At 47.7% G+C, this 16834-nt stretch carries 19 protein-coding genes; 2 read left to right on the top strand and 17 right to left on the bottom strand.

Annotated features, from left to right (window positions below; genetic code table 11):
- Nucleotides 1–132: 132 nt before the first annotated feature.
- The 15 genes from J2T14_RS11515 to coxB form a co-directional block, all read right to left on the bottom strand.
- Nucleotides 133–834 (bottom strand): hypothetical protein, encoded by a 702-nt coding sequence (locus tag J2T14_RS11515; protein ID WP_307470886.1) that lies wholly within the window; start codon nt 832–834, stop codon nt 133–135.
- Nucleotides 835–1446: 612 nt separating this feature from the next.
- On the bottom strand, nt 1447–1869 hold the full coding sequence (locus J2T14_RS11510; protein WP_307470885.1) for a DUF2262 domain-containing protein: 423 nt from the start codon (nt 1867–1869) through the stop codon (nt 1447–1449).
- Nucleotides 1870–1871: 2 nt separating this feature from the next.
- On the bottom strand, nt 1872–2090 hold the full coding sequence (locus J2T14_RS30860) for a helix-turn-helix domain-containing protein (RefSeq protein ID WP_373458140.1): 219 nt from the start codon (nt 2088–2090) through the stop codon (nt 1872–1874).
- Between the two features lie 165 nt (nt 2091–2255).
- On the bottom strand, nt 2256–2456 hold the full coding sequence (locus J2T14_RS11505; protein WP_307470883.1) for a hypothetical protein: 201 nt from the start codon (nt 2454–2456) through the stop codon (nt 2256–2258).
- Nucleotides 2457–3099: 643 nt separating this feature from the next.
- Nucleotides 3100–4422: an ABC transporter permease gene (locus J2T14_RS11500; RefSeq protein ID WP_307470881.1), complete on the bottom strand. Its 1323-nt coding sequence runs from the start codon at nt 4420–4422 to the stop codon at nt 3100–3102.
- On the bottom strand, nt 4415–5320 hold the full coding sequence (locus tag J2T14_RS11495) for an ABC transporter ATP-binding protein (RefSeq protein ID WP_307470879.1): 906 nt from the start codon (nt 5318–5320) through the stop codon (nt 4415–4417). The genes J2T14_RS11500 and J2T14_RS11495 overlap by 8 nt, the downstream gene beginning before the upstream one ends.
- Before the next feature lie 17 nt (nt 5321–5337).
- Complete coding sequence (locus J2T14_RS11490) at nt 5338–6252, bottom strand: ABC transporter ATP-binding protein (protein ID WP_307470878.1); 915 nt, start codon at nt 6250–6252, stop codon at nt 5338–5340.
- A gap of 16 nt (nt 6253–6268) precedes the next feature.
- Nucleotides 6269–6655, bottom strand: coding sequence for a GntR family transcriptional regulator (locus J2T14_RS11485; protein ID WP_307202953.1), 387 nt, complete (start codon nt 6653–6655; stop codon nt 6269–6271).
- Between the two features lie 30 nt (nt 6656–6685).
- Complete coding sequence (locus tag J2T14_RS11480; RefSeq protein WP_307470875.1) at nt 6686–7411, bottom strand: hypothetical protein; 726 nt, start codon at nt 7409–7411, stop codon at nt 6686–6688.
- A gap of 171 nt (nt 7412–7582) precedes the next feature.
- The gene (locus tag J2T14_RS11475) at nt 7583–8044 is read right to left on the bottom strand and encodes a DUF420 domain-containing protein (RefSeq protein WP_307202958.1); all 462 of its coding nucleotides are present in this window, start codon (nt 8042–8044) and stop codon (nt 7583–7585) included.
- Between the two features lie 56 nt (nt 8045–8100).
- Nucleotides 8101–9003 carry a cytochrome c oxidase assembly factor CtaG gene (ctaG, locus tag J2T14_RS11470; protein ID WP_307470872.1) on the bottom strand — a complete coding sequence of 301 codons (903 nt, stop codon included), beginning with the start codon at nt 9001–9003 and terminating at the stop codon, nt 8101–8103.
- Nucleotides 9004–9086: 83 nt separating this feature from the next.
- Nucleotides 9087–9404, bottom strand: coding sequence for a cytochrome C oxidase subunit IV family protein (locus J2T14_RS11465; RefSeq protein WP_307202962.1), 318 nt, complete (start codon nt 9402–9404; stop codon nt 9087–9089).
- A gap of 3 nt (nt 9405–9407) precedes the next feature.
- Nucleotides 9408–10025, bottom strand: a complete 618-nt coding sequence (locus J2T14_RS11460) for a cytochrome (ubi)quinol oxidase subunit III (protein WP_307202964.1) — start codon at nt 10023–10025, stop codon at nt 9408–9410.
- Entirely contained in the window at nt 10022–11869 is a 1848-nt protein-coding gene (gene ctaD, locus J2T14_RS11455) for a cytochrome c oxidase subunit I (RefSeq protein WP_307471933.1), read from the bottom strand. Before ctaD ends, J2T14_RS11460 begins: the two co-directional genes overlap by 4 nt.
- An 80-nt stretch (nt 11870–11949) precedes the next feature.
- Nucleotides 11950–13002, bottom strand: a complete 1053-nt coding sequence (gene coxB, locus J2T14_RS11450) for a cytochrome c oxidase subunit II (RefSeq protein ID WP_307470870.1) — start codon at nt 13000–13002, stop codon at nt 11950–11952.
- Nucleotides 13003–13369: 367 nt separating this feature from the next.
- On the opposite strand from coxB, the gene J2T14_RS11445 reads away from it, so the two are divergent.
- Nucleotides 13370–14107 carry a hypothetical protein gene (locus tag J2T14_RS11445; RefSeq protein WP_307470868.1) on the top strand — a complete coding sequence of 246 codons (738 nt, stop codon included), beginning with the start codon at nt 13370–13372 and terminating at the stop codon, nt 14105–14107.
- Between the two features lie 129 nt (nt 14108–14236).
- Here J2T14_RS11445 and J2T14_RS11440 read toward each other — a convergent pair whose 3' ends face one another.
- Nucleotides 14237–15214, bottom strand: a complete 978-nt coding sequence (locus tag J2T14_RS11440; RefSeq protein WP_307470867.1) for an aldo/keto reductase family protein — start codon at nt 15212–15214, stop codon at nt 14237–14239.
- A gap of 150 nt (nt 15215–15364) precedes the next feature.
- On the opposite strand from J2T14_RS11440, the gene J2T14_RS11435 reads away from it, so the two are divergent.
- Nucleotides 15365–15700, top strand: a complete 336-nt coding sequence (locus tag J2T14_RS11435; protein ID WP_307470865.1) for a winged helix-turn-helix transcriptional regulator — start codon at nt 15365–15367, stop codon at nt 15698–15700.
- A gap of 87 nt (nt 15701–15787) precedes the next feature.
- Here the strand turns inward: J2T14_RS11435 and J2T14_RS11430 are convergent, their stop codons facing one another.
- On the bottom strand, nt 15788–16660 hold the full coding sequence (locus J2T14_RS11430) for a DUF421 domain-containing protein (protein ID WP_307470863.1): 873 nt from the start codon (nt 16658–16660) through the stop codon (nt 15788–15790).
- Nucleotides 16661–16834 lie beyond the last annotated feature (174 nt).

Genomic DNA, 16834 nt, shown 5'->3' with positions numbered 1-16834 from the left:
TATTGTTTGTTAGCGCATCCTGCCCGTTAGCGTAATGAAGCAGCCGACCATTGTGGTCGGCTGCTTCCGTGTTTTTATTGAACTATAGTTCTCCGTTAGTTAAAAACAGCCGTTCCATATAAACTGTTCACCTTACTTTTCCAAAAATTCCTTTATGAAATTACACGGATCATTTTCATAATCATTGGACTCACAATACGGAGGACCAACTGGATTATTCCGTCTCGCAAAATCGATTGTATACTCACTTGGATATTCTTTAAAACTCTCATAATAGATAAATACTCTCACATCATACTTGGCAGGAGGTAGGGCACCAATAACATTTTTTAAATCTTCAGATGACAGTGTCCCATCTTTCTTTCTTAACTTAATCCAGATACTATGTACATTATCACGCCAGACACGTAGAGTATCAGACTTGCTTTCTTTATCGTCAAATTCCAATGGAGTGATTTTTTCAACAAAGGCTGGTTTTAGCTCCTTAAAATACCTTTCCACATAAGGCTTCGCACGGAATGTTTGATAGATACCTATAACATTATACCCGACTTCAATAGCCGGCATAGTCAAGATAGCAGCAACGATGATGATTCCTAATGTCGGGCCTATATGGATATTTGAATTATAAATGAGTCTACCGAGAAGTAAAAAGACTGTTGTTCCTACAATCGCCAAGGCGGCTACCCCGAAAGCGGCTGGCTTATTATCATTGCTTAAAAATCCGTCGCCTAGATTAAAGATAAAGAATACGAATGCGTGTAAGCATCCGACGCCAACTGCTACCGCAGATATCAAGTAGATTATCTTCCAAACTGCTTTAAGAATACCCATATTCATACTCCTTATGAATTATAATTTCATCATAAAGATAAATTTAGGGTTGTCATAGTTCTAATTTTATATAGTACCTTTTCAACTGATTAAAGCATCGACTTATATAGACACTTTTCCGCCTCGGTTAAAACATATTCCTCAATTATCTTGCGGTCAGGCAGTAGCGATTCGGGAATTAGCTGTGGTTCCGGCTTTTTGTCTTATCCAGATTGCCACCACGCTCTGCTGCCAGTTAGCTTAATGAAGCAGTCGATCTTTGTGGTCGGTCGCTTCTGTGATTTCAATAAACTATCGTATCCGTTAGTTGAATCATTTTTCTTTTACCTGCTAATTGATGCTATCAAATCAATCCCTTCACATCTCTGACTTGGGACTAGGGCTATTTTGAATGTTCGATAGCGTTCCCCGAATAAATCGAGGAGAAAATAGTTGGTGCTATAGATTCTTATTTCTCTACCGGTTGAACACCCTTATGCTGGACACAGCACCTCTAGAAATCTACTTTATTTGTCTTCATATATTGAGCCTCATTTCCAATGAAAGTCTAGTTTTCATTAGTACTTAAATAGTTCTGCATTACTTCGATTATATAATTATGTTTACTTTACTTTACCCTGCGATATCTGCACCTGTCGGGTTTCTTTCCCCATCCACAAAAACCATGATAAGATGACCATTAAAAATACCACCGTCATCATAAGCTAGATCAAAGCTATCAAACCCAATTGTAATTGACTCAATTTGCATTTTATCAACAAATTGTTGATGCGTTAATAATTCACCCTGATTCCATGATTCAGTAACAAAATGTCCCAGATTTTCTGCGGCAAATAATTTATATTTTTTTTCATTTCCAAGATAGTATTGAATCATATCCTTAGAATTCTCAATTAATTCCATGATATCTCCTTCATCTGGTATAAAAACAATCTCAATATCTAAGCCTGCAATACTTTTATTACATAAGTAAAAATCACAACTGTCTTTTATTATCTGTCCCCAAAACTCATCGTTTATTTCCTCGATAATCATATTCAAAACCCTTTCTTCATGCAATATCTGCTATAACATATTAAAAAATACTCGCCTTGTTTCCTGAATTTATACACCCATTTACGAACTCTATCTTTATCTTGTATTCCATACTTTTCTGTAATTTGCTTGTACGTCCATTTATCCTCCTCGTGTAAACGTATCGCTTCTTTCCTTACTTCATTTGTATACAATTTATTCGATTGCTCTCTTTTCCTCATAATAATACACCCCTAAAGTATCATCGGTTTCCCATATGGGTTTTTCCAATGTCTACTATAAGGGGTGCACTTCAATATAGTCTGCGGGCTTTTCATTAGTTTAGAATAGATGATTTTTAAGTTAACGCTTATTAATTTGATTGTGTGATTATTTTTTCTTTTTCATTAAATATTATCAAACCTTGAGCGCAAATCCTCAAAAATTGAATTATCCTCAGATGTAGAAATGTAACCGAAAGCAAACCTTTTATCTATTATGAGTGCAATAAACTCTTTGTTGTCATCTCCTTTCAAGAGCGTAAGCAATCCCGGCTTTCCTTCATTTTCATAAACTATTGTTTTAGCAACCGTTGGATTTAGGAACATATCATCTTCATCCAAATGGACGCACTGGATGCAGAGGACTCAGAGGCCCGCGTGGCTTCACTGGCCCAATAGGGGGACCCGTTGAACCTGCAGGGGTTAACGGCGCCACCGGCTTGATTGGTCCTATCGGACCTACCGGTGCTACCGGGTACGACTGGCGCATCGGGACGACTGGATCTATCATTCCGTTTGCTTCCGGTATCCCTGTACTCCTTACTTCGGTATAAGGTTTAGTGTCGAAAGTTAGTCTTGTCACATTTGGAAAGTATTTCTGAGATTGCACTTCTCGGTCCAAATATGCCCTTCTCCGTACCTCGCGACGGAACGATTATGGTTATCAAGCCGAACGCCGAATCCATAACATCCTCCATAGACTTATCTAGCCAAGATACCTCTTTATATTCTAGGACTATCGTCTCCCGAGGGAGCTTATTCAAGTACAGGTTTTGAGTGGCAAATCTTCTGGACTCTTGTGACAATCTAGGGTAATACGAGTGACAACATTACGTATTACCCACAACCCATTAATTTATACATTTTAGTGCATAAATATTCATTTATATTTATGCAAACTAATTCTCAAATATTTTAAAAGTATCTCATTAATTATGACGCCACACAACACACATGTGCTTGTTATCTCTTAAATCTTATAAGCCTTCATCGCCTTGCGGAGCTCTTTCCAGCTCGGACGCTTGCCGTACATAAGCACGCCCGTGCGGTAGATTTTAGCCGAGATCCATACCGATGCGTAGATCGTTGCGAGCAGGATGCCGATGGAAGTGAGCACTTGCCACATTGGCGGCTCGGATAAGCCGAGGCGAAGCATCATCACATAAGGCGAGAAGAACGGGATATACGATGTTACGTTTACAAGCGTGCTGTCCGGGTTGCCGATGCTGAAGATCGTGATGTAGAAGCCAGCGAGGGAGATCATCGTGATCGGCAGCACCGCCTGGCCAAGATCTTCCGTCCTGCTTACGATCGAGCCGACCGCCGCGAACAGCGTTGCGAACAGGAAGTAACCCGTCACGTAGAAGATAAGCGCATAGACGATCAGGGATGGATCGATCAGACTGAAGTCAATATCCAGATCCTTCAACGTCTTGCTGTTATGCGGAAGGCTTACGTTAATAATGATGACCGCCACATATACTATAATTTGAATCAATCCAACGATGAACATGCCTAGAATTTTGCCGAACATTTGCTTAAGCGGCGCGACGCTCGTAATGAGCAGCTCCATGACGCGCGAGCTTTTCTCGGCTGTAATTTCCGAAGCAATCAATTGACCTGTAATCATAATCGTCATGAAGAGCAGAACGACGAGCGCGTATACGAAGCCCATATTCATGCCTTGCTCGGCAGGCGTCTTGCCTTCTCCGATATTGCCCGCGCCTTCTGTTGCGGAGATTTGAACGGTTGCAATGTCGACCGGCGTGAACAATTGCGTTTTCTGTTCATCCGTTAAGCCTGCGCTTTGCAGCGCCGCTTCCATGCGAATCGCTTGCAACGTGCTTTGCAGCGAGCTTGTAAGCTCCATCTCCATTAGCTTCTCCGACTTGTACGTCATGCTTGGCAAGCCGCTCTCCGCCGTTGCTTCACCGAATTCCAGGTAACCTTTAATTTCTTTGTTCGCGATTGCTTTCTTAAGCTCAGTCTCGTTCGCAGCAGCCGAGCCTTTGTCCTCGTAAGGGATCAGCTTGATCGACGGCTCTTCTTGTGCCTCATTATAAGCCTTCAATTGATCGCCCACAATCGAGCCCGCAGCAAGCTCGGCCTGCGACGATTGCACGTAACCGATATTCGTTACCTTCTTTCCGTCTCCGCCGAATTGCGAGAAGATATACGGAAGGTTAATGCCGATGGAAATAATGATAGCGATAATCAACGTTGTGATGAGGAATGCCTTGCCTCTGAATTTGTTTTTAATCGTAAAGCCAACTACTGTCCAGAAGTTATTCATGGCCGTCACCGCCTACTGTTTTGATGAAAATCTCGTTTAAAGTCGGTTCCTTGATCTCGAAGCGCGAAATCGCCGTTTGACCGATCGCATGCCGCAAAATATCGCCGCCCGCCGCTTCATTCGTTATGCCAATCTCGTAGCCGTACTCGTGGCGCGTAACGCCGGTCACGCCTGTAATCTGCTCCAATCCCTTCACTTCGCCTTCAGTGCTTAGGATCACGCGCTCTTTCGGGAATTGCTTCTTGATTTCCTTCAGGTTGCCCTTCAGTACGGCATTCGAACGATGCAAAATCGTAATGTTGCGGCACAGCTCTTCGACATGCTCCATACGGTGAGTCGAGAACAAGATGCTCGTGCCGGAATCGCGCAGCTCCTTCACCGTCGACTTGAGCAGCTCCACGTTAACCGGGTCGAGACCGCTGAACGCTTCATCGAGAATGACGATTTTCGGATTATGGATAATGGATGCGATGAATTGGATTTTTTGCTGATTGCCCTTGGACAATTCTTCAACCTTCTTATTGTAGTAATCGGGCACCTCGAACCGATCCAGCCAGCGCTTCAGGTTCACGTCCGCATCCTTCTTCGACATCCCGCGCAATTGCGCCAAGTATAGGATCTGATCGCTTACGCGAACCTTCGGATACAGCCCTCTCTCTTCTGGCAGATAGCCGAGCCCTTGCAGCTGTTGGTTGCTATATGGCTTGCCGTGGTAGTAGATTTTGCCCTCGTCCGGGTAAATAAGTCCCAGTACCATCCGCATCGTCGTTGTTTTGCCAGCACCGTTGGCACCCAGCAACCCGTATATTTCCCCTTCGCTTACCTCGAAGCTAATGCCGTTCACGGCCGTTTTATCTCCATATTGCTTAACGATATGCTCAACCTTCAATGGATTCATGTTATTGCTCCCCTCATTTAGTTGGATCTCGCGTTCAATCGATCTTGCATCAGCAGAGCGGCCATAATTTCATCCAGCTCCATCGCTTGGCTGCTAACTAGCTCCAAACCCTGCTCCAAGCACCATTGCTCCGCAGCAGCGGCTTGATTCGTTGTTATGCGATACGTCGTTCCCCCGGCTTGCTCAACCCCGCATTGTCCCGGCATCTTGGCAGCCAAAGCGGCGGATATGCGCTCTCCGCTGACGAAGTAGACGAACCAGCTGCTGAACAGCTCATCCTTCTCGTACATCCCGAGCACATGCCCTTGCGACATGAAGACGATATAATCGGCGAGACGCTTAACCTCCTCGACTATGTGTGAAGTCATCAATATCGTGCGATCCCCGCGATCCATATAGCGATGCAGCACATCGATCATCGTCTTCCAAGCGAGCGGATCAAGCCCGGAGGAAGGCTCGTCGAGCAATAGCAGCTCTGGTCCGTGAGCGAGCGCCAAGGCGAATTCGAACTTGCGCCGACTGCCCTTGGACATTTTGCCCAATACTTGATTAGGATCAACCTCGAGCAGCCTTAGCAGCTCCTGATAGCGGTTGACATCCCACTTGTCATACCAGAAGCGCTGGAACTCCGCCTTCTCGGTAGCTTTCATCTTCTCCTCATGCATCCAGGACTCTTCCGGCAAATAACCGATCTTCTTGTTCAGCTCGACATCCGGGCTACCGCCTACCTGCTGTCCCAGCATCTCAATGGTTCCTTCGTCTGCCTTGACCAAGTCGAGCAGCAGCCTGAAGGTCGAGCTCTTGCCGCTGCCGTTCGGTCCGACAATTGCGGTTATATAACCTTTTGGTATAGCAAGATCAATAGGACCTAGCTGAAAGTTGGAGCGTTTCTGTACGACGCCCTTCAACTGAACCGCCAACGTCTCTGTCATCACACTGCCTCCAATTCTAATCAAAATGCTTATTCATCGCTTCCTTGAACAGTAACTTAAGCTCCTCTTCCGTACACTGCACCCGTTTTCCGGCAATAACGGCTTGCTCCATCGCCTCGGCCACAGCCGATAACCGATGTCGATCGCGTTCCTGCTCGCCAACCTGGGCAACATATGTACCTGTTCCTTGGCGGGTTCGCAGCAGCCCTTCCGTCTCCAGATCGCTGTATACTCGCTTAACCGTTATGACGCTGCACTTTAACGTCTGCGCGAACTCTCGAATCGACGGTAGCATCGTGCCCTCTTGCAATTGTCCGCTTACGATCAAAGCCCGCAGTTGAACTTCTATTTGATGATAGAGCGGCTCGGCGCTTTGCTCGTTAATTTGTATGGGCAACCGCATGGCTTCACCTTCTTCTTAGTTTCAATTCATCTAGACTGTGTAGCTGCGCTTCTGAAGTCGATTCGTAAGCACGCGGTAACCGAAAGGCAACGTTATGGCGCAGATCACCGGTGTAATAAGCGCGATCCACCATTTGCCTTCTTCGATCGCCCCTAGCGTTCCGATTACGATGTTGCCTTCTCCCAGCCAACTTACGGCAGCCGCTATAGCCAGGAAGAGAATCGCGGTTACGATACAGGCTGCGAAGTAGACTTTGCCGCTATGCCCGATCTCCCAGTAAACATAAGCCATGGCGATCATAAGTGAATAGCCGAACCAGAACAAAGCGTACAAGGCGAAGTCTCCTAGATCGATCTCCACGAAAGAGAAATAAATGATGACATATTGCGCTGCAAAAAATATGAGCTGCGCGGCGAACAACACGAGCGTTAGCTGGATAAGACGGCCTAATGCGATCTGCTGCGGCGTGATCGGCAGCGTACGCAAGTAGGCAAGCTTTCTGGAGTAGCTGTCCTTCTTGTAATAATTCATCATCGTGTTGTTAAGAACGAAGCCGAGGCAAGGAAGCAGCGATAAGTAGATGAAGTCCGTCAGCCATGACATCGAATCGGTCTCTCTCTCCGTCATTGATTCCAGGAACAACGGTACGCTGAACAGTAAAAGGTAACCGATAAACGCTACCGTAATAATGCTCCTCCATCGATCCCTTACTAGCTCTTGCTTGGCGAGAAACCATGCACCCTTCCATTTGCTCACCGTATCTGCTCCCCTCGATGTGATCAGTAAGTATACTGTGTATATCTTTATACACAGTATACTCACGACATACACAGTTGTCAATGACTTCCTTTTGCTAATTTTGCAAATAACAAAAAACAGGCATATGAAACGGATTAACCGCTTCACATGCCTGTCCTTATACAGCTATCAACCGAAAATAGCGTCGATGACCGGCTTCGTATGACCGCCCGGGTACATGAGGTACAGCAAAACATAAACTGCCGTACCCGTTATCGAAGTAACGAACCATACGACCGAGGTGACTCTGCCCCACTTGCGGTGCTTGGCGAACTTCTTGCGGTAACCGAGCGTCAACGTCGTAATGCCGAACACCCCGCCGATCGTCGCCGTCACGATATGGAACAATAAGAAGACGAGGTAATACGGCTTCAATTCGTCCGGTCCTCCCCACTCGGTATTGCCCTGGAACACCGAACGCGATACGTAAATAATGAAGAACAACAGCGCCGAGACGGCCGCCGCGAACATGACCTTCTGATGCTGCTCGAGCTTGCGTTTAATGGCCAGACGCCATCCAATCGCGACGAGCACGCCGCTCAGAACGATGAAGAACGTGCTAATTGATGGCACAATCGTATATTTATCCATTAATACCCCACCCATTGTAATCAAAATAATTGGTTCAGCTACGTTTTATCTATTCCTTAAGCGGTGCCTGGATTAGGCAACTCATCCTCGGTATGCTCTTTCTTGAACCATTGCTTGAAAATATAGGCCAATATAATACCGTACATCAGCTCTTGTACAAGCTTCATAACAATACCGCCAAGCTGCTGATCTTCAACGACGTCCATCAGGTTGAAGAACTGCGGCCCGCCGCCCCCCAAGCTGCCCAGATCAAGAAGTCTGCTAGGATCACCCGATACGCAATAGCCCATAGCGGTTACCCATACGTTCGGATCGCTGTAGATTGCATACATGGGTTCTTTAGCGAAAATAATAAGCGCGCAAGCTGGCGTAAGCAATACGCCGTTAGCGAATACGTAAGCCATCTTCTTCAGATCGGTCAGACGGCTCCACTCCGATACCGGACATGTGATCTGCCACCACATCATGCATGAAGTAATGAACAAGATCAAATAATAAAGGCGATGAATCGTGAAATGCGTCATGACGTAATCATGAATCATGGGCACATGATAGATGGAGAACAGCATATTGAACAACACTAACGTAACAATAGGATGCATCAGCTTGCCGAACTTGCTCCAGAAGGCGGCTGCGAATGCTTTGCGCCATAGGAAAGCCGGTATAGCAAGCAAGAACATCGGCGGAACGATTAGATAGGATATCGACATGTTGACCATATGGAACGTGAACATTGTATGGCCTAACAGGCTGAGCGGACCGCCATGCGACAGGTAGATCAGGACGGCCGACGTCACGAACAACGTCTTCTGCAGTACCGTTGCCGGAGGCTCGCCCGGCGTATGCTTAAGCCGCCATGGGCCGATTAGATAGAAATATAGAATGACGATAGCCGCCATTCCGAACAGAAACAACGGGGTCCACAACTCTTCGAATGTAAAATACTCTAAGCCTAGCATCGTGGATACTCCTTTCATTGCTTTCTAGAAAAGAGGAGGGACCCAAGCCTTGGGACCCTCCTCCGATGAAATTCAACTGCGGCTTACCACCAAGCCCAATACTCCGCCATGATGACGCAAGTAAAGACGATGAATACCCCGCCCAATATTCCGATTAGCGCGAACGTATGTCCACGATCCTTCATATGCATCCAGAATGCCATCTGTACAAACACCTGCAAGAAAGCCGTTCCCATCAAGATGATGTAGATGAAGTCTTTGTTGATTTCTCCGCCCATTACTGCCGCGAACGCGATAAGCGTAAGCGCAAGGGAGAAGATAAAGGCAATGACGTGTTTCTTCGGTCCTTCGACCTTATGACGTTTGGTGCTTTCCTCTGTGGCTGAATGATTGCTTGCCATCGATTAGCCCACCTTTCCCATCAAGTACACGACGGTGAAGATAAATACCCATACGACGTCGATAAAGTGCCAGTACATGCTGGCAATGTACACTTTAGGAGCAGTCGTTGTGTTCAGGCCCTTCTTCGCCAATTGAATGATAAGAAGCGAGATCCACAGGATACCGAATGCAACGTGTGCGCCGTGGAAGCCGACCAACGTATAGAACGAGGAGCTGAATGCGCTCGTCGTAAAGCCGTGGCCTTCATGCACGTAATGCACGAACTCGTAAATCTCGAGGCCCAGGAAGCCTGCACCCAAAACAACGGTAATGATAAGCCACATAATCAACGACTTCACTTGATGCGTATGCAGCGCGTGAACCGCGAATACGCTCGTCAAGCTGGATGTAAGCAAGATCAGCGTTGCTGCTGCTACGAGACCAAGATTGAACAGTTCCTCGGCAGGAGGCCCGCCGAGCACTTGGTGGCGAAGCGCAAGGAACGCGGAGAACAACGTTCCGAACAATACGGTCTCGCCGCCAAGGAATAACCAGAAGCCTAATACTTTATTGCGTCCCTCGAGGGTCGCCTTTTCGGGCTCATGAGGCAATTGCCCATCTACATGCGAGTGTGCGCTCATGCTTTCCCCCCCTTGTCTTTGAGGATTTCTTCTTCTTCGATATGGAAGCCGTGATCATCGATGACCGAACGCAAGAACATGCATCCGAACAAGATGAGAAGGCCGAAAATACCAACGCCATAGCCCGCTTTGAAGCCGTCGAACATATCGCCCCAATCCGGTGCGTACATGAAGCCAAGCGCTGCAATAAACAAGCCGACACCCATGAAGAACGGCAAGATCGATGGCGACGGCATATGAATCGGGCCAAGCGGCTCGGCAGGCGTCATGCCTTTGTGGCCATCCATCTTCTCTTTCCAATAAGCGTCATAACCGCGAACAAGCGGCGTCTGAGCGAAGTTGTACTCCGGAGCCGGCGAAGGAATCGTCCATTCCAGCGTACGACCGTCTTCCCATGGATCTGCAGGCGCGTTCTTCGGCTTGAACGCCGTCGTAACAATGTTCAAGAGGAACAAGATCGTGCCAAGCGCCATCAGAAACGCGCCGATTGTACTAATTAAGTTCATTTCATTGAAGCCAAGACCGTCAAGGTACGTCCAGATACGACGCGGCATGCCAAGAAGACCAAGGAAATGCTGAATGAAGAACGTTAAGTGGAAGCCGATAAAGAACGTCCAGAACGTCAACTTACCAATTGTTTCGTTCAGCGCGCGACCGAACATCTTCGGCCACCAGTAGTGAAGACCGGAGAAAATACCCAAGATCAGACCGCCGACGATAACGTAGTGGAAATGCGCTACAACGAAGTAGGAATCATGATATTGGAAGTCGGCAGGCGCGGCAGCCAGCATGACGCCGGTTACGCCACCCATTACGAAGGTAGGCACGAAGCCCACTGCGAACAGGTTAGCGGTGTTGAATATAATCGAACCGCCCCACATCGTGAACAGCCAGTTGAAAATTTTGATACCGGTCGGTACCGCGATCAGCATCGTTGCGATGGAGAACAGCGCATTCGCTACCGGTCCAAGACCTGTCGTGAACATGTGATGCGCCCAAACCATGAAACCCAAGAAGCCGATCAGGATGGTAGCGAAAACCATCGAGCTGTAACCGAACAAACGCTTACGCGAGAATGTGCTTATTACCTCGGAAATAACGCCGAAGGCCGGCAGGATGAGGATATAAACCTCAGGATGCCCGAATATCCAGAAAATATGCTCCCATAGCACGGCATTACCGCCGCCCGACGGGTCGAAGAAGTTCGCATCGAACAACCGGTCGAACATGAGTGCCGCAAGACCAACGGTAAGGGCCGGAAATGCGAACAAGATTAGAGCGGATGTAATGAAAATCGTCCAAGTAAACATCGGCATACGCATGAACGTCATGCCAGGCGCACGCATGTTGATAATGGTAACGAGGAAGTTGATGCCCCCGATCAATGTGCCGATACCGGCAACCTGCAGGCCTAGAACATAATAGTCGACGCCATGGTCGCCATTGTATGTCGTGCCGGCGAGCGGTGCATAGGCTGTCCAGCCTGCATCCGGCGCGCCGCCGGTAAACCAGCTTACGTTAAGTAGAATGCCGCCGAACAAGAAAGTCCAGAAGCCAAGCGAGTTCAAGAACGGAAAAGCAACGTCGCGCGCGCCGATCTGGAGCGGTACGATCGCGTTCATAAGCGCGAATAGAATCGGCATCGCCGCAAGGAAGATCATCGTCGTTCCGTGCATCGTCAGCAATTCGTTGAACGTATCGGCGCTTACGAAGTCATTCATAGGCTTCCAAAGCTGAATCCGAATCAACAATGCTTCCAAGCCGCCAACTAGAAAGAAAAATCCTCCAGCCAGCAAATACAAAATTCCAATTTTTTTGTGGTCAACCGTTGTCAGCCAGTCCATTAAACCGCTGTGACGTTTGACCGCATGCGTATGAGCATGTGCATGAGCCAAAGTAGGTACCTCCTTCAATCACCGATGATTTATTGTTCGTAGTCGAGAGTTAGTTTCGATAAGTAATCTGTAATGCCTTCAAGCTCCTGCTCCGTCAGATCGTAAGCGCCAGCCATTTGGTTGCCCGGCTTAATGCTGTTAGGATCCTTGATCCAACGATACAGGTTATCGTAAACGGAACCCTCATTGCTATATTGCGGATCATCGGTATTAACAAGTATACCTCCGACGCTCTCGCGGCTGCCGATACCCGTTAAGTTAGGGAAGGCCGGTCCGCCCAGATCGCCGACTGCGTGGCAAGTAAGACATTTGCTTTGGAACGCTTCAGCGACAGCCGGATCGCTAGGCAAAGCAACCGGTTCTTGAATAGCTGCCGTCCAACGGTCGAACGAGGACTCGTCTACCGCTTTAACCTTGAAGTCCATCAAACCGTGGGAAGGTCCGCACAGCTCGGCGCACTTGCCGAGGTAAACGCCTTCTTTTGGCGCCGAGAAATACATTTTGTTTACGTTCGCGCCAGGATTCGTATCGATCTTGCCTGCTAGCGAAGGAATCCAGAACGAGTGAAGCACGTCTGCCGATTTCGCTTCGATCGCGATCGTCTTGCCTGTCGGAATAATAAGCTCTTGTGCCGTCTTAATGCCCAGCTCCGGATATTCGAATTCCCACCAATATTGGTGCGAAGTAACGATTACCTTAACAGCGTCTGGGTCTTTGCTGTAGTCCTTCGCCAGATTGAATACCGACTGTACAGTTGGGACGCCAAGAATGATAAGCATGATAATCGGGATTACAGTCCAGATAATCTCCAGCTTATGGTTTCCTTCAACCTGCTTCGGAATCGTGTTGTCTCCCTTACGCCTGCGGAAACGAATAATTACATACAAAGAAATCGCAAATACGATTACAATCACGACCAACATGATTGAAATCGCCAGCTTCATCAGTCCGAATTGCTCTTCCGCTACAGGTCCCTGGGGATTCAGCGTCGACAAATCTTCCCGTCCGCATGCCGCTAACACTAGCACCATCATGGCCATCAGCGGCGCAAGCCGTTTTACAAATTGCCACCGTTTCATCATTAATCAACCCCACTTTTGACGTTTTCGCAGCTACCTAATTTCGCGTGGCAAGCGGCTAACTGCGTGTTTCACAGATGTTATTACAACTCCTGCAACTTAAATCACTTTATTAAATATAAAGTTGAAGCACCTATTTGTCAATGTTCCACAGAGAGTTCACAAATTGTTCTCAAAGCTGTCAAAATCGCGATATACGGGGGTTTTTCGGCACTTGCAAACGATCCGAACAGCTTGTCTCAGCTCTGTCTTCTTACCCTACATTGTGCACCAAACCCATGGTCAATTATGTATGCGGCCCGAAACGTATATTTAAGCGCTCCTGGCAGAAGCTAAAGCCATTATCGCATGAATGGGGGTCCGTTCTATTATGGTGAAACGAATCGCCGCTTTATTAGTGTCCGCCGCCGTTCTATTCGCTGTCGCAATCGGCTGCAACTACGAGAATCAAGCGCAGAAAAGCGATACCGATTACGGAAGCAGGGAAACCGGTGATCCGAAGACGATCGGGAACAAAGCATTCGGCACAATGTCGACCAATCCTAATCAGCACATGAATGCTTTCTTTGAATACAGCTCCAAAATATCCAATCAAATATCGAGCATTAACGGTATCGCATCCGGGCTTGTCTTCCTTACGGACAAGAATGCCTATGTCGGTCTCTTGCTCGACTGGACGTCTGTCGGCACGCGCAATTCCGGCGGTACGCTTGAGCAGGACAATACGGGAACGACGGAAGGGGTCTATAATCACGCTACAGGGAGCAACTTTACGAACAACCAAAGACTGGCAGGCCCTTACAATTCTTATTTTACCGTCAACGACTACAACAACTTGTCCGACGAGCTGAAGCAGACGATTGCCTTGAAGGTAAGGAAAATGGCTCCTACCGTGCAGGAGGTTCATATCTCGGCCAATATGGAGCTTGTCAATCACTTCAATGAATATGCGAAAATCGCTTGGGGCGGCCGCTCGCTGATGCCGTCGCTCGACGAATTCAACAATTTGGTCAAGTATCATTTTGCCGGCGGCACCACAATGCCGAAGACTATATCCGATCCAATCGTCATCCCGCATCGACAAGAAAGAAACAGGGGTCAAAAATAGCATTTCGAAAAATCGCTTCCTATATATAAGACATAATTTCACATTCATTGCGGACATGAAAATTAAAACAGGCTCTCCACGCAGGCCAAATGCGTGGCCTTCGTGGAGAGCCCTTACTCGTTGGTTCATCTATCTCATTGGCGCGAAGCCGCTGATCTCCATCAAAATGTTCTCCGTACGCGCAAGAACGTCGTCGGTTAAAACCAAATCGATCGCTTTAATATTCTCTTCGATTTGGGACGGACGGCTCGAGCCGATGATCGCAGAGCTCACATTCGTCTGGCGCAACACCCAAGCGAGCGCGAATTGAGATAGCGAAGCGCCAAGCTCCGCGGCCAGCTCCTCAAGCTTTGCCGCGCAAGCGAGCACATCTTCACGCAGATAGCTGTTAATGACGCCGTTCGTCTTGTCATTTGCCGCTCTGCTGTCTTGCGGAATGGCTTGACCCGGCTTGTACTTACCAGTCAGCACGCCTTGCGCGAGCGGAGAGAATACAACTTGCCCCATCCCTTCCCACTCGCATTGCTGGATAACGTTTTCCTTCTCGATATAACGCTCGAACATATTGTAGATCGGCTGATTGGAGATCAGAGGACGAAGGTTCAGGTTTTTGCCAATCGAAGCCGCATCGGCAATCTGCCCTGCCGTCCACTCGCTGACGCCCGCATACAATATTTTGCCTTGAGCCGTCAAATCATCCAGCGCACGCAGCGTTTCTTCGATCGGCGTCTCGTTATCAAAGCGATGACATTGGTACAAGTCGATGTAATCCGTGCCTAGACGCTTCAAGCTGGCATCGCATTGCTCCATAATATGCTTGCGCGACAAGCCCCTATCGTTCGGGCCGGCTCCCATCGGGAAGAACAGCTTCGTAGCGAGCACGTAGCTACTCCGCGTATACGCTTTCAATGCGCTTCCCATTACTTGCTCCGCTGCGCCGTTATTGTAGGCGTTCGCCGTATCGAAGAAATTAATGCCTTGCTCGTATGCTTTATGAATACAAGCTTGCGCTGTTTCCTCTGCCGTTGCCGTACCGAATGTAAGCCAACTCCCAAGTCCGATCTCGCTCACTTTGAGCCCGCTTCTGCCAAGTTTCCTGTATTTCAACTGCTTCACTCCTTCTTTTCTTTCCTCGTCTCACTAGTAGTGTATAGCAGTTCTAGCGATTAATAAAGTAGTGAAAGTTTATTCATTTTATTAACTACAGTATATATACTATACTTATAGTAACCGCACGTGAGGAAGGGAGCTGGCTTAATGAGCGCGCATAATTATGTACCAAAGGAGCCCATTCAGATCGAATGCAATATTGAGAAAACATTGGATGTTATCGGGGGAAAATGGGCCTTTCTCGTGCTCAGGGAGCTGTTCTGCGGAACGAGGCGATTCGGCGAATTGCAGAGGATGATTCCGTCCGTTAGTCCGAGAGCGCTAACAACAACGCTTCGCCATCTGGAAGAAAAAGGCGTACTCGAGCGCAAGGTGTTTCCGACTGTCCCCGTAACGGTGGAATATACGTTAACGCCGAAGGGCGAGGATTTAACCCATATATTAAAGGAAATGAAGCTTTGGGCCGCAAGATGGACGGATTAATCGCTCGCTTGAAGCCTGCCTCTCCTTCTATTCCGTATTTAATAGAAGGAAAAACAGGCTATTTCTTTCTTGCCAACCGCTGAGCTGCTAAGGCTTCTGCTCTCTATCCGGCATTGATGGACTATAGCCTGCTTGAAAACGATCAAGCGCGGATTGGTAAGTGCGGCGGTCGCTCTCATTGCGTGCGAGCTTCCTTAGCCGCTTAAGTTCCGATTCGAATTGCTTGGCCAAAGAATCTATCCGATCCTTCGGTTTCCTATCGGCGTTGTCATGGTCCGGCCTCGCATCGCCGGTCTGTACGTACAACTGGCCATCGCTATCGATCTGGGCTAGAAAGACGCTCTCAGGCGCAAGATTCTTTTTCTTCAGCTCGTGATGCAGCCATTCCAGGCTGTATCCGCTCTCGTCGACCATGTCATTAAACACACGCCCATCGATGATGACCGTCTTGGCTTCGTTCTCTGGTCTTAGATTCCAGCCAATCATTTCTGCCGTGAGCGGTTGATGCTCCTTCTTCAGCATTACGTTAATCTCGCCGCTTGGCTCCATGACGGCGAATTCAACATCTGCAACCCGGTATACATCCTTCTTGCGCAGCTGCTCCAACAGCTCATCCAGCGTTAGACGCTCTTTATGCAGATGCTGCTTATAGAGCTGGCCGTCTTTAATTAGCACCGTGCCTTTGCCATCAACGAAGTCGCGTATGACTCTGCTCTTCATCGTCATATATTCCATGCCGACCGCGACGCTTGTCCAAACGACGATCGAAACGAGGCCCAAATACCAAAGAGTGTCCAAATCAAGGGAGACATAAGCCGCGATGTTGCCGATGGTTATTCCCGTTATGTACTCGAACAGGGACAATTGGGAAATTTGTCTCTTGCCCAAAATCTTAGTCAGCATAAATAAAATAGCGACGGCAGCAAGCGTACGTAAAGAAATCTCAAACCATTCAGGCATGTTTATCCCCTCCTCCTTCCCTCCTATCGTGTCCAAAATGGTTATTGTCATTCTTTTTTTGCAATTCTTGAAAATTATATTGCTTTTCCCCAAGCATCCATGTATAATGAAATGAATGTGTTATATTTAACCCTCAGAATAATCCCCTTTCGAATTCAATGTTTTCCTCGGATT

It is taken from the genome of Paenibacillus harenae (assembly GCF_030812415.1).
Classification (GTDB): domain Bacteria; phylum Bacillota; class Bacilli; order Paenibacillales; family Paenibacillaceae; genus Pristimantibacillus; species Pristimantibacillus harenae_A.
Note: the sequence above shows the minus strand (reverse complement) of the source record. Positions and strands in the feature narration are given on the sequence as shown.